Source organism: Kitasatospora sp. NPDC048545, from assembly GCF_040651155.1.
In the GTDB taxonomy this organism is placed as follows: domain Bacteria; phylum Actinomycetota; class Actinomycetes; order Streptomycetales; family Streptomycetaceae; genus Kitasatospora.
Map to the genome: position 1 here is coordinate 69,257 of NZ_JBEZIQ010000006.1, position 13,494 is coordinate 82,750.

A 13,494-nucleotide genomic window follows, 5' to 3' on the forward strand; every position below is an offset into this window, starting at 1 on the left:
CGGATCGGGCCCGCGCCGTGTAATGTCTTCGACGTCAGCACGCGCCGCTAGCTCAGTTGGTTAGAGCAGCTGACTCTTAATCAGCGGGTCCGGGGTTCGAGTCCCTGGCGGCGCACATGGCAAGGTCTCAGGCCGCTCACTTCGGTGGGCGGCCTGAGGCGTTTCCGGGGCGGGTGGAGGTGGCACTGTGACGCCTTCCGGCCGCCGGCCCGGGGCACCGCTCCCCCGACCGCCGCCTCAGCGGGTGTCCAGCACCGCCGAGGCCACCGCGTCCGGGCGGTCGAACATCACCAGGTGCCCGGCCGGGGCCGTGGTACGGAAGTCGGCGCCGAGCAGTGCCGCGAGTTCCCGCTGCTCGGCCAGCCAGGCCTCGGTGCGGCGGGTCCGGCAGCCGTCGTCGGCGGCCAGCACGGTGACCGGCAGGTCCTCGGGCAGCGGCCGGGTGCGCCGCAGCCCGTCCAGCTCGGCCGCCACGTCGAGGTAGCGCGCGTTCTCCCGCAGCAGCGCGCGCAGGGCCCGGCCGGTCCGGTAGCAGTGCCGGACCAGCGGCGCCGGAGCGAGGTCCTCGCGGCGGACGGTGGACAGCCGGGCCACCGTCCGCCGCACGGCCGGGCCGAGCAGGTAGGGCACGGCGAGGGCGGTGGCGGTGCCGGCCGCCGCCCGGGCCGCCAGGTCGCGCACACCGGGCGCCGGATACGGCCGGGCCCCCGGCTCGACGCTGCCGTCGACCAGGACCAGCCCGGCGGCCCGCTCGGGGTGCAGCCGGGCGAAGGCCTCGACGTGGAAGGCGGCGAGCGAGTGGCCGACGACGGTGCAGGGCCCGGGCAGCCCGAGGCCGTCCAGGACCGCCCGGATCCGCCCGGCCTCCCCGGCCGCCGTCGGGGCGGGCCGCCCGGCGGCGGGCTCGGCGGCGCTCAGCCCGTAGCCGGGCCGGTCGAAGCGGACCACCGTGCGGTAGGGGGTGAGGAAGGGGACGACCAGGTCCCAGTCGAACCAGCTGCTGCCGAGGCCGCCGCTGAGCAGGCAGACCGGGCCGCTGCCCTCGGTGCGGACGTGCAGCGGGACCCCGTCGACGCGCAGGAATCGCACCCGGGCCCCGGGGTCGTCGGGCCGACGGGGGTCGCCGCCCGTACGGTGCGCGCGGGGGGCGCCGGGGTCGTCGGGGTCGCCGGGTGCCCTCACGCCGTCCTCCGTTCGGGGAGCGGCTCGGCCGGGTGCCGCCCCGCCGGCCCGGCCGGCCCGTCCCGCCCGTCCGGCCCGTTCCGCCGGGTGGAGCGGGCGACGCCCACGGCCAGGACGGCCAGCCAGAGCGCGACCAGCAGCACCTGCAGCCGCTGGCCGGCCCCGAGTGCCCAGGTGCCGCGCCCGGCCTGGAAAGCGGCGATCGCGGCGAGGCTCCAGCCGGTGGCGAGCAGTTCGGCGCCCAGCAGCCAGGGCCCGAACCGGCGCACCGGCGGCCACCAGCCGTAGCGGCGGGCGGCGACGGTGAGCGAGACCAGGGCGGTGAGGGCGCCGAGCACCGCGAGGCTGCTGGTGACGGCGTGCGCGGTGTGGGTCGCGGGGACGAGCCCGGCGGTCTCGCGGGCCGCGCACATCTCGTCGCTGGTGGGGGTGCAGCTGAGCGGGAGCCGGGAGTCGGCGGCGGTCGCGGCGCCGAAGAGGGCCAGGGCGGACCAGCCGACGACAGCCCAGCGGCGGCGGTGCCGGGCGCCGCCGGTCCGCCTGGTGACCGACCGGTCGGCCCGGCCGGCAGTCCGGCCGGCTCCCCCGCCGGTGACCGGCCCGGCGGCGAGGCCGCCGGCGAGGGCCGTGCCGGCGGCGGCGAGCAAGCAGAGTCCGGCGACCAGGTCGGTGGCCCGGAACAGGCCGCCCAGCGGCTGGTCCTCGGCGGCGAGTTCGCTGATGTAGGCCTGCACGGGGTCGAGGCCGGTGCTCAGCACCACCTCCAGCACCCAGGCGGTGTACGCCACGGCACTGAGCAGCAGCAGGGCGGCGACCGCCGTCCGTGCGGTGCGGTGTCCTGGCTGGGGGCTGGGCACGGTTCCACCCTAACCAGCGGCGAACTCCGCCCCAACCGGAAGGAAAGGGATGTATCGCCCGCCGGCCGTCCGGGGCGGTTCGAGGCACCCTCGGGACCGTGTATTGTTTTCCAGGTCAGCAGGCGCCGCTAGCTCAGTTGGTTAGAGCAGCTGACTCTTAATCAGCGGGTCCGGGGTTCGAGTCCCTGGCGGCGCACAGACACCGGGGAGCCTCTCGCAGTCGCGAGGGGCTCCCCGATTTTTTGGCCCTCGAAGTCCGATTTGTGTGTGATGTCGGTCTCGATTGGCTATCCGACGGAGCCATCAGGCCCGTCCTGCTCGTCCAGGGCAGTACAACCGGAATCGGGACAAAGGTCCCCGACCGATGTCCCCGTCCGTGCAGGCTGCTCAGTTGCGCCCGCAGGAAAGGCCGCGCTTTGTCCAGAAACGCCCAGGGCGGCCGTCGCACGCCGTCGATCGGTCTCCGCCCGATCCAGCGGTTCCAGCGCCCGGCCGGCGCCGTCGACGGCGTCGGCGGGTCCGGCGGGTCCGGCGGCAAGAAGCCGCGCCGCCCGAAGCGCGCCGGCTGGCGCCGGCTGATACCCACCTGGCGGATGACCCTGCTCGGCTTCGCCTCGGCGCTGCTGCTCGGCGTCGGCCTGTTCGCGCTCGGGGTCGCGCTGGTGAAGGTCCCGGACGCGCACGCCGCCGCGACCGCGCAGAGCAACACCTGGCTCTACTCGGACGGCTCGGTGATCACCCGCACCGGCCAGACCAACCGGCAGAACGTCACCCTGGACAAGGTCTCCCCCGCCGCGCAGCACGCCGCGCTGGCCGCCGAGGACCGGAACTTCTACAACGAGGGCGCCGTCAACGTCCAGGGCCTGGTCCGCGCCGCGGTCAACACGGCCAAGGGCGAGGGCACCCAGGGCGGCTCCACCATCACGCAGCAGTACGTGAAGAACACGTACCTGAGCCAGAAGCAGTCGGTCACCCGCAAGGTGAAGGAACTGTTCATCGCCATCAAGGTGGACGCCACCGAGAGCAAGGAGGAGGTCCTCTCCGGCTACCTGAACACCTCCTACTACGGTCGCGGCGCCTACGGCATCCAGGCCGCCGCCCAGGCCTACTTCGGTGTCGACGCCTCCGCGCTGAACCCCGCGCAGGGCGCCTACCTGGCCACCCTCCTGAACGCCCCGAGCGCCTACGACGTGGCCACCGCGACCGCGGCGGGCAAGCAGAACGCCGTCAACCGCTGGAACTACGTCCTCGACGGCATGGTCAAGGAGGGCTGGCTCTCCGCCGACGAGCGGGCCGGGACCGCCTTCCCCGACGTCCGGGACCCGCAGCCGAACCCGGGCCTGTCCGGCCAGGCCGGCTACCTGGTGAACGCGGCCACCCAGTACCTGACCACGAGCGGGGTCATCAGCGAGAGCGAGCTGGCCAAGGGCGGCTACACGGTCAAGCTGAGCATCGACCCGGGCCGCCAGCAGGCCCTCCAGGACTCCGTCCAGGCGCAGCTGCGCGACACCCTGAACCCGGACAAGCGCAAGAAGGACGCGGCCGCCCAGGCCGGCGCCGTCTCGGTGGACCCGAAGTCCGGCGCGATCGTCGCCCTGTACGGCGGCGCCGACTACGTGAAGCACTACGTGGACAACGCGACCCGGCGCGACTACCAGGCCGGTTCGACCTTCAAGGCGATCGCCCTGGCCGCCGCCTTCGAGAACGACGCCAGGACCCAGGACGGCCGCACCGTCACCCCGCGCACCGTCTACGACGGCACCAGCGGCCGGAAGGTCCGCGGCGGCAAGGGCACCCCGTACGCGCCGCCGAACGAGGGCGACAAGAGCTACGGCCAGATCACCCTGCAGCAGGCCGTCGACTGGTCGGTGAACTCGGCGTTCGCGCAGCTCGCCCAGGACACCGGGCTGCAGAAGGTCAAGGACACCGGTGTCGCGCTGGGCCTGCCCGGCAACACCCCGGGCCTCGACCCGGTGCCCTCCATCCCGCTGGGCGCGGCCACCCCGAGCGTCCTCGACATGGCCGGCGTGTACGCCACGCTGGACAACGGCGGCAAGCAGATCACCCCGTGGCTGGTGCAGTCGGTGGACCGCGAGGGCGAGGCCGTGACGATGCCCGCACACAGGACCACCCAGGCGATCAGCGCGGACACCGCCAACCGGGTCACCTCGATGCTCCAGGGCGTGGTGAGCGACCCGGGCGGCACCGGCTGGCGGGCGAAGGCGCTCGGCCGCCCGGTCGCGGGCAAGACCGGCACCACCGACGACCAGAAGTCGGTCTGGTTCGTCGGCTACACCCCCGAGCTGGTCACCTCGGTCGCGCTGTTCGGCCAGGACCCGGACACCGGCGCCCAGGTCAGCCTGAGCGGCGTCGGCGGGATCGACGGCGCGGCGGGCGGCCAGTACCCGGCACAGATCTGGACCGGCTACATGAAGGCCGCGCTCAAGGGCCAGCCGGTCAGCGACTTCCCGACCCCGGCCGACGGCAACGACTCCTCGGGCGCCACCGACCTGCCGACCGCCCCGAGCACGCCGACCGGCACCCCGTCGACGGGCGCGCCCACCGGCAGCCCCAGCAGCAGCGCCACCACCCCGTCGGGCGACGACTCCGGCCCGAAGACGCCGGCGGACGGCACCGGCGGGGCCACCACGGCGCCGACGGCTCCCCCGACCGACCAGCCGACCACCCAGCCCACATCCCGTCCGACCGGCCGGCCCACCACCCGGCCGACGCCGACCACCCAGCCGACCACGGCCCCCACCACGCAGCCGACCACCCAGCCCACGGCCGGAGCGGACGCGCTCACCGGGGCCTCGGCGGGCTCCGGGGGCTGACCTGCGACGACGCGCCGGCTGACAGAAAGACCGGCTGACCGGCTCCGGCCGGTCAGCCGGTCTTTCTGTCTGTCCGCCGGTCTGCGTGCGTGCCTGCCTGCCGAGCGGCCCGCCGTCTTCCTGCCTGTCGGCTCGGTGATTGCGCCACTGCGCACAGTTGAGTGCAGGACCAAATGCCGAAATGGCGCCTTACCGAAGTATCGGTATGACTGTCACAATGCGGCGGTGCACAGATCAACGGCCTCGCCCACCCTCCCTTCGGGCCGAACCCTCGGCCTCGGCCTCGCACTGGTCTCCGCCTTCGCCTTCGGCGGCTCCGGTACCGCGGCCAAGCCGCTGATCGAGGCCGGGCTCTCCCCCCTGCACGTCGTGTGGCTGCGGGTCACCGGCGCCGCCGTGGCCCTCCTCCCGATCGCCTACCGGCACCGGGACGCCGTCCTGCGCCGCCCCGGCCTGCTGTTCGGCTTCGGTCTGCTCGCCGTGGCGGGCGTCCAGGCCTGCTACTTCGCGGCGATCTCCCGCATCCCGGTCGGCGTCGCCCTGCTCATCGAGTACCTCGGACCACCGCTGCTGATCGGCTACGTCAAGTTCGTCCAGCGCAAGCCGATCAGCCGGGGCGCGGCCGTCGGCGCCGGCGTCGCGGTGGCCGGGCTGGCCTGCGTGGTCGAGGTCTGGAACGGTCTGGGCTTCGACGCCCTCGGCGTGCTGTTCGCCCTCGGCGCGGCCTGCTGCCAGGTCGGCTACTTCGTACTCGCCGACGCCGGACGCCGGGGCGATCGCCCGGTCGACCCGCTGGCCGTCAGCGCGTACGGGCTGCTCATCGGCGCCGTCCTGCTCACCGCCGTCACCCGGCCCTGGCAGGCCGACTGGAGCCGGCTCGGCGGCGACGTGGTCATGAACGGGCACACCCTGCCCGCGTTCGTCCCCGCGCTGTGGATGGTGCTGATCGCGACCGTGCTCGCCTACCTGACCGGTGTGGTGTCGGTCGGGTACCTCTCGCCGCCGATCGCCGGGGTGGTGGCCAACCTGGAGGCCGTGGTCGCCACCGTGCTGGCCTGGGTGCTGCTCGGCGAGCACCTGGGGCTGCCGCAGATCGCCGGCGGCCTGCTGGTGCTGGCCGGCGCCTTCGCGGCGCAGGCGAGTTCGTCGGGCACGTCGGGCACGTCGGGCGACTCGCACGCCTCGGGCTCGTCGGGCTCGTCGGGCCCGGACGATCCGGCGGCGACGGACGTGGTCGCGGCGGCTTCGCTGCCCGCGGCTGCCGCGGCGGTCTCGGCTGCCGCGGCAGCCGGTCCGGAGGACCCGGCCGGCCCCGGCGGAAGCGGCGGCAGCCACGGCGCCCGGGAGCGGGTGGCCGCCGAGCGCGCGGTCAGCGGCCGGTCCAGCCGAACCAGTCGAGGTGATTGAGCGGCCAGACGACGGCCGACACCGGGCCGACCACGTTGCTCACCGGCACGGCTCCGCCACCGGGGCCGCGCTGGTGGTAGCGGGAGTCGGAGGAGTCGCTGCGGTGGTCGCCCTCGACCCAGACGTAGCCGGCGGGCACCTTCACCGGACCGAAGTCCAGGCCCGCGCAGGAGTCGTCGCCCGGGTGCAGGTAGGGCTCGTCCACCTTCCGCCCGTCGACGCTCAGGGTGGTGCCGTCGCACTGCACCGTCTGGCCGCCGGTCGCGATGACCCGCTTGACCAGGTAGTTGTCGTCCTTCGGCGGCACCAGTCCGACGAAGCTGAGCGCCGAGCTCACGGTGTTGGTGACCGGGTTCGAGTCGGTGGGCTGCGGCGGCAGCCAGCCGCCCGGGTCCTTGAACACCACCGGCTGCCCCGGCTCCGGCTCCCAGCCGGTCAGCGGTGCCAGCTTGTTCACGCCGACCCGGTCGCCGATGCGCAGGGTGTTCTCCATCGATCCGGACGGGATGGAGAACACCTGGAACAGGCAGGTCTTGATCAGCAGCGCGACCGCCAGGCCGACCACGGCCATCATCGGCAGTTCGATCCACCACGGACGGGGGCGACGGCCCGACCGGCCCGCACGGCCGTTCCCGCCCGGGCGGTCGGCCCGGCGCCCGCCGGAGCCGCGGGCCCGACGGCGGGCCTCGGCGCGGCCGCCGGGCACCCGGTGGGCGGACGGGGCGTCCTGGGCGTTCCGGGAGTCCCGCGCGATCGGAGTGATCGGGGCGTCCTGGGCGGCGGGATCGCTGGGGGCTCCGCTGGGCGTTTCGGGCAGGTTCACCGCCATCGTCGCTGCTCCACCTCTCCGGCTGGGGAAACCCGCACGCTACGCCAACCGTGGAGCCTGACGAAATCGGGCATTTAGCCGTCACCGACATCGCCGGGTGCCGCGAGCCCGCTCCGGGAGTGCTCCCGGACTGCTCCGCGACCGTGCCGGGACCGGCCGGAGGGCCCTTCCTTCCTGCGTTCCTGCCCCGTCAGGACTCGCGGGCCGCCCTTCAGGCGCGGGCGATCGCCTCGTGGTGCCGGATGACCTCGGCGATGATGAAGTTCAGGAACTTCTCAGCGAAGACCGGGTCCAGCTTCGCCCCGGCGGCCAGTTCCCGGAGCCGCCCGATCTGGTCCCGCTCGCGCGCCGGGTCGGCCGGCGGCAGCTTGTGCTCGGCCTTGAGCCGGCCGACCCGCTGGGTCGCCTTGAAGCGCTCGGCCAGCATGTGGACCACCGCGGCGTCGATGTTGTCGATGCTCTCGCGCAGGCTGGTCAGCTCGGCGCGTACGGCGTCGTCGATCCCCTCGGTCAGGCCGGCGTCGGAGGTCGTGGGGTGGTCCGTCATCGGGGCGGCTCCCGGTGTGTCTGGGTGGGCGCCCGACCATACGGCGGCCGGGCTCGGGCCCGGGCAAATCTAACAGGGCCCCCGCTCCGGCCCGGCACCGTCGGACGGATCCGTCCACGATCCGGACAGCCCGACGGACCCCGGGCACCCCCTCCGGCGGCCCGCGCCACCGGGGCGTCCGACGCGGCGTGACACGCCGGTCCGGGCCACGGGCTGCCCGTAGTCTGGTGCGTGCATGACCGGAAGTGACCGCTCAGCTGTCCCCCAGTAATGGAGGTACCGATCGTGGCAACCACCCGCACCGCTCGTACGGCTTGGGAGGGCAACCTCCTCCAAGGGCAGGGCCAGACGACCTTCGTCTCGTCCGGCATCGGCACGTACCCGGTGTCCTGGCCGGCCCGCGCCGAGCAGCCCAACGGCAAGACCAGCCCGGAGGAGCTCATCGCGGCCGCCCACTCGGCCTGCTTCTCGATGGCCCTCTCGCACGGCCTGGCCGGGGCCGGCACCCCGCCCACCACGCTCGACACCCAGGCCGACGTCACCTTCCAACCGGGTGAGGGCATCACCGGCATCCACCTGAGCGTCACCGGCGTCGTGCCCGGCCTGGACGAGACGGGCTTCGTCAAGGCCGCCGAGGACGCCAAGGCCAACTGCCCGGTCAGCCAGGCCCTGACCGGCACCACCATCACCCTTGAGGCCAAGCTGGCCTGACCCGTCCGGCCGCTTCCGCCGCCGCCCGGTTCTCCGCCCCCGTCCCGCCCCGGCGCGCAACCAGCGCCCGGGGGCGCGGCTTCGGCGCATGCGCCCCTGGCGCACATCATGTGATGTGTACCGGGGGCGTCCGCCTGTACCGCCACCCATGATCACAAAGCGGACGAATCACCCTCGCGGCGGTCACCGCGCGTTGCCGTCGCGGCCTATGATCGGCCGAAGCGCCCTGTTCTTCACACGGGTCCCCGTGCGACAGCGCCCCACGGCGGGCGCCCCGCAGCGGACCGACTCCGAGGACCGCGACAGAGTGCGGAGCCGGCCGCCGGGATCCCGACAGACCGGCCGAACCATCGTCAAGCGTCAGCAGCGGACGGGAGCATGCCGTGCCGGGCCAGAACGAGGGGGCCGACGCACACCACCCGGGCGTGCGGCACGAGGAATCACCACGCCACCGCCGCCGGCACCTCGCCGCGCCGGTCCTCGCCCCGGCCACCGGCCCGGCACCCGGACCCACCACCGGACCCACCACCGGGTCGGCCGCCGTTCCAGACGCCTGGGGGACGCCGGTCGAGCCCGAGGCGCTGCTCTGCCCCACCTGCTCGACCCCGCTCGCCGACGGCACGCACCGGGGCGCGGACGACCGGCCCGACCGGGCCGACGGCGGAGCCGACCGGCTGCTGGCCGCACTGCGGGCCAGCGAGTCCCGGTTCCGGGCCGCCTTCTGCGACGCGGTCATCGGGATGGCCCTGATCGACCCCGAGGACCGGATCATCGAGGTCAACCCCGCCTTCGCCGGCCTGATCGGACGGAGCGTCGGCGAACTGGTCCGCACCCACCTGTACGAGATCATCGACCCGGAAGGCATGCCGGACCGGCTGTTCTCCGAACTCGTCCGCGGGGAGCGGGAACGGTTCCGCGTGGAGAAACAGCTCAAGCACCGCGAGGGCCAGGAGGTCTGGAGCAAGGTCACCGTCTCGCTGATCCGCGACGGCGCCGGGCAACCGCTCTACACCCTCGCGCTGGTGGAGGACATCACCGAACAGCGCCGACTCGGCGACCGCCTGGAGTACCAGGCCCTGCACGACCCGCTCACCCGACTGCCCAACCGGGCCTACTTCTTCGAACGGCTCGACGCCGCCTGCCTCTCCGTCACCGAGGAGCCCGCCCCGGGCCCGGCCGGCGGGGGGAGCCGCCGGGTCGGCGTCTGCTACCTGGACCTCGACGGCTTCGCCACGATCAACGAGGCCCTCGGCCACCACATCGGCGACCAGTTGCTGATCGCCGTCGCCACCCGGCTGCGGCGCGGCTTCGACGGGCACGAAACCCACCTGGTCGCCCGGATGGGCGGCGACGAGTTCGCCGTCCTGGTCACCGACAGCCTGGGCAGCGAGCAACTGACCGAACTGGCCGGCCGGATCCTGGAGGCGCTGGAGCGGCCCTTCGACATCGCCGGGCACCGGCTGGTGGTCACCGCCAGCGTGGGCGTGGTCGAACGTTCCGTGCACGAGACCACCCCGACCGACCTGGTCAAGGACGCCGACGCCACCCTCTACTGGTCCAAGGCCGACGGCCGCGCCCGCTGGACCCTCTACGACCCGGACCGCGGCGCCCACCAGCTCACCCGCCAGCTGCTCGCCACCGCGCTGCGGCCGGCCCTGGAGCGCGGCGAGTTCACCATCGAGTACCAGCCGCTGGTCGGCCTGGCCGACGGCGCCGTACACGGGGCCGAGGCCCTGGTCCGCTGGCGCCACCCCCGCTACGGGACGCTCTCCCCGGACCGCTTCATCCCGCTCGCCGAGGAGTCCGGTGCCATCGTGCCGCTCGGGAAGTGGGTGCTGGAGGAGTCCTGCCGCCAGGCCCGACAGTGGCTCACCGAGTTCCCGGACACCGAGACCTTCGTGAGCGTCAACCTGGCCGCCCGTCAGATCTGGGACTCCGACGTCGTCGCCGACGTCGCCCGGGCCCTCGACAGCACCGGCCTGCCCGCCCGGCTGCTCCAACTGGAGATCACCGAGAGCGCCCTGCTCGGCCCCGGCGGACGCCCGCTGCAGGCCCTGCAGGCGCTCGCCGACATGGGCGTGCGGATCGCGATCGACGACTTCGGCACGGGCTACTCCAACCTGGCCTACCTGTCCCGGCTCCCGGTGCACGTGCTGAAGCTGGACGGCACCTTCATCGAGGGCTTCCGCGACCCGGCCCCCGCGGACCGGCCCGGCCTCCCCGCGTTCGACTCCCGCCGCAACGACGCCGACGAGCAGATCGTCGGCGCGATGGTGCAGCTCGCCCACACCCTCGGCCTGACCGTCACCGCCGAGGGCATCGAGAGCGCCGCCCAGGCCGAGCGGCTGCGGCTGACCGGCTGCGACACCGCCCAGGGCTGGTACTTCGCCCGGCCGGGCGAGGCCTCGCTGGTCGCCGCCATACTCCGCGAGGGCCGCCCCGCCCTGGACGGGCGGTAGCGGCCGCTCCAAGGTGCGGCGCCGGGCGGAGCACCCGCCGTCACGCGCCGGCCGTCACTCCTCCGCCGTCAGGCCGTACGCCTCGGCGATCAGACCGTAGGAGCGGAGCCGGGCCTCGTGGCCGTGGATGTGCGAGGTGACCATCAGCTCGTCCACCCCGGTCCGCTTGCGCAGGGCCTCCAGGCCGTCGGCGACCCGGCCCGGATCGCCCAGGACGACGTTGTCGAGCCAGCTGTCGACGAAGTCCGTCTCGACCGGGGTGTACGGGTACTGCTCGGCCTCCTCCGGGGTGGGGATCGGGCCGGGGCTGCCGCGCCGCAACCGGAGCATGCCGAGGGCCGCGGAGCGGGCGAGGCGGCGGGCCGAGGGCTCGTCGTCGGCGGCGACCGCACTCACGCCGATCAGCGCGTACGGCTCGGCCAGCACGGCGGAGGGGCGGAAGGACGACCGGTAGAGGTCCAGGGCCGGGAGGGTGTTGGTGCTGCTGAAGTGGTGGGCGAAGGCGAACGGGAGGCCGAGGCGGCCCGCGAGCCGGGCGCTGAAGCCGGAGGAGCCGAGCAGCCAGATCGGAGGGCGCCCCTCACCCCTGGGAACGGCGGTCAGCTGGGCGTAGGGATGGCCGGTGGGGAAGTCGCCGTCGAGGAAGTGGGTCAGCTCGGCGAGCTGCTGCGGGAAGTCGTCCGCGCCTTCGCCGAGGCCGCGGCGCAGCGCGCGGGCAGTGGCCGGATCGGTGCCGGGGGCGCGGCCGAGCCCGAGGTCGATCCGGCCGGGGTGCAGGGCCTCCAGCAGGCCGAACTGCTCGGCGATGGCCAGCGGGGCGTGGTTGGGGAGCATCACGCCGCCCGAACCGAGCCTGAGCGTCGTGGTGTTGGCGCCGAGGTGGGCGAGCAGGACGGCCGGGGTCGAGCTCGCCACCCCGGGCATGCCGTGGTGCTCGGCCACCCAGAAGCGGTGGTAGCCCCACTGCTCGGCCCTGCGGGCCAGTTCGGTGGTGGCCGCCAGGGCCTCGGCGGGCGTGTGGCCGGCGCCGACGGTGGCCAGGTCGAGGATCGAGAGCGGAGCGGGTGCCGTGCCGCGGGCGGTGCCCCGGACCGCCGTGCCGGCCGGCGGCTCGGCCCCGTGCTCCTGCTGGTCCTCGGTGGTCATGCCGTCCGCCCTCCTGACCGGCTTCGGGCCGGCCTTCGTGTGGCGACCGCACGGGTCTCGGACGGCCCGGCGGTCACTGCTGCCGACCGGGGTCAACCACGCCCGGGGGCTCGCTGTTCCCGGGGGCGGGATGCCGTTCGATGTCGGTCCAGGTGTGTTTCGGCCATTCCTCCCCGGACCACCGACCGAGCGTTCGGCTGACGGAGAGCCGGCGGGCGGACACGTTCGGCGACTTCGCGCCCGGTGCCGGACGCCGTCGGCGCCGGGGCTCGCGACGGGGTGCCGCGGCCGACCGTCCGGTGATGGGGGCGGATCGCCGGACGGCATCCGCACCCCACCAGCAAGATCGTCGGACCGGTCCGGCTCCGGGCGGTCACCGCGAGCCCCCGCGGCACGGCACCCCGCCCCGGGGGGCTCGTCCGGTCCGCGCGACGCCCGTGCGCGGGGGCGCCCCCTCGCCCCCGGTCCGCGCGCGCGGACCGGCGCTTCGACGGGCGGCCGGAACCCGTGGTCGTGACCTGCGGCATACCGGGGTGCTTCAGGGCATGAAAAGTCGAGGCGCTAGCGTTGACCCCTACAGCCACCTGCTCGCTCGGGCGGCGTGGAGGGAGTAAGGGCCTTGAACTTCGTGGCGGCGATCGGATCCTCGTGGATCTGCGCCCTGGCTCTGTTCGCCGTGCTCGGCGACGCCCTCCTCCCCTTCATCCCCAGCGGGACGCTCGTCATCCTGGCCGTGCTCAAGACGGCGCAGATCAACGGGGCCCCGCTGCTGCTCGGCCTCGGCGTGGCGGTGGCCTCCTTCCTGGGCGACGTACTGCTGCTCCACCTGGCCCGCCGCGGCGCGCCGGTGCTGCACCGCCGGCTCGCCCGGCGGCCGAAGCTGGCGGCCAGCGTGGCCAGGGTCCAGGAGGTCCTGGTAGAACGCCCGCACGGCGCCGCCGCCGCGATGGTGGTGGTCGCGCGGTTCGTCCCGGCCGGACGGACCGTCCTCGACCTGGCCATCGGCCACTCCCCCGCCCATCCGCACCGCTTCCTGCACTGGTCGGCGCTGGCGGCACTGGTCTGGGCCGCCTACATCGTGACGCTGGGCTGGCTGAACAGCCACTGGTTCAACACGGCCTGGCTGAGCCTCGTGGTCTCCTGCGCGGCGGCCACCGCCATCAGCACCGCGATCGCGCGGATAGTGCGCCGCAACCGGCGGCTCGCCGCGCTCTGACCGGACCGTCCCGCGCGAGCGACTCGCACCGAACTCGCCGCCCTCCGGCCGCCTTCGGTCTGTACGGCCCATCACGGGGCAAAAGTTTTCCCAAAAGGCCGACCAATCAGGCCGAACACCGACGAACACCCCCTGGGTCCGGGCGGCCCGGCGGTACCGTACTGCGCGGGCCGCGAGGAGTGCGAAGCGTCACAGGACGGCAACAGACGCCGGATCACTGCAGCCCAGCCCGATGCCCCCGGCGTGTTGAGAGTTGTCGGAGCCCGACGGCCTTGGAGGCCGCTGCGGCGACATGACATGCTAACG

The 13,494-nt window shown here is 74.2% G+C and carries 10 protein-coding genes and 2 tRNA genes; 7 read left to right on the forward strand and 5 right to left on the reverse strand.

Annotation, left to right across the window (positions count from 1 at the left end; genetic code table 11):
- Positions 1-41: 41 nt before the first annotated feature.
- Positions 42-115 (forward strand) — tRNA-Lys (locus AB0D10_RS08315).
- A 122-nt stretch (positions 116-237) separates the two neighbouring features.
- On the opposite strand, the gene AB0D10_RS08320 is transcribed toward AB0D10_RS08315, so the two are convergent.
- Both AB0D10_RS08320 and AB0D10_RS08325 read right to left on the reverse strand, forming a co-directional pair.
- Positions 238-1,089, reverse strand: a complete 852-nt coding sequence (locus tag AB0D10_RS08320) for an alpha/beta hydrolase (RefSeq protein ID WP_360253533.1) — start codon at positions 1,087-1,089, stop codon at positions 238-240.
- 89 nt (positions 1,090-1,178) lie between these two features.
- Positions 1,179-2,039, reverse strand: coding sequence for a DUF998 domain-containing protein (locus AB0D10_RS08325; RefSeq protein ID WP_360253222.1), 861 nt, complete (start codon positions 2,037-2,039; stop codon positions 1,179-1,181).
- Positions 2,040-2,161: 122 nt separating this feature from the next.
- Between AB0D10_RS08325 and AB0D10_RS08330 the strand changes: the two genes are divergently transcribed.
- From AB0D10_RS08330 to AB0D10_RS08340, 3 genes are all read left to right on the forward strand, one after another.
- Positions 2,162-2,235, forward strand: a tRNA-Lys gene (locus tag AB0D10_RS08330).
- Between the two features lie 220 nt (positions 2,236-2,455).
- On the forward strand, positions 2,456-4,873 hold the full coding sequence (locus AB0D10_RS08335) for a transglycosylase domain-containing protein (protein ID WP_360253224.1): 2,418 nt from the start codon (positions 2,456-2,458) through the stop codon (positions 4,871-4,873).
- A gap of 225 nt (positions 4,874-5,098) precedes the next feature.
- Positions 5,099-6,280 carry a DMT family transporter gene (locus tag AB0D10_RS08340; RefSeq protein ID WP_360253226.1) on the forward strand — a complete coding sequence of 394 codons (1,182 nt, stop codon included), beginning with the start codon at positions 5,099-5,101 and terminating at the stop codon, positions 6,278-6,280.
- Here AB0D10_RS08340 and lepB read toward each other — a convergent pair.
- Both lepB and AB0D10_RS08350 read right to left on the reverse strand, forming a co-directional pair.
- Positions 6,243-7,109, reverse strand: a complete 867-nt coding sequence (lepB, locus tag AB0D10_RS08345) for a signal peptidase I (RefSeq protein WP_360253228.1) — start codon at positions 7,107-7,109, stop codon at positions 6,243-6,245. The two genes, AB0D10_RS08340 and lepB, sit on opposite strands and share 38 nt — an antisense overlap.
- A 211-nt stretch (positions 7,110-7,320) precedes the next feature.
- Positions 7,321-7,656: a chorismate mutase gene (locus AB0D10_RS08350; protein ID WP_360253230.1), complete on the reverse strand. Its 336-nt coding sequence runs from the start codon at positions 7,654-7,656 to the stop codon at positions 7,321-7,323.
- A gap of 285 nt (positions 7,657-7,941) precedes the next feature.
- Here AB0D10_RS08350 and AB0D10_RS08355 point away from each other — a divergent pair, with 285 nt between their 5' ends.
- On the forward strand, positions 7,942-8,367 hold the full coding sequence (locus AB0D10_RS08355) for an OsmC family protein (protein WP_360253232.1): 426 nt from the start codon (positions 7,942-7,944) through the stop codon (positions 8,365-8,367).
- A gap of 383 nt (positions 8,368-8,750) precedes the next feature.
- Entirely contained in the window at positions 8,751-10,826 is a 2,076-nt protein-coding gene (locus tag AB0D10_RS08360) for an EAL domain-containing protein (RefSeq protein WP_360253234.1), read from the forward strand.
- 54 nt (positions 10,827-10,880) lie between these two features.
- On the opposite strand, the gene AB0D10_RS08365 is transcribed toward AB0D10_RS08360, so the two are convergent.
- Positions 10,881-11,972 carry an LLM class flavin-dependent oxidoreductase gene (locus tag AB0D10_RS08365; RefSeq protein WP_360253236.1) on the reverse strand — a complete coding sequence of 364 codons (1,092 nt, stop codon included), beginning with the start codon at positions 11,970-11,972 and terminating at the stop codon, positions 10,881-10,883.
- A 628-nt stretch (positions 11,973-12,600) separates the two neighbouring features.
- Between AB0D10_RS08365 and AB0D10_RS08370 the strand changes: the two genes are divergently transcribed.
- A complete protein-coding gene (locus AB0D10_RS08370; RefSeq protein ID WP_360253535.1) occupies positions 12,601-13,188 on the forward strand; it encodes a VTT domain-containing protein in 588 nt (195 codons plus the stop codon).
- Positions 13,189-13,494 lie beyond the last annotated feature (306 nt).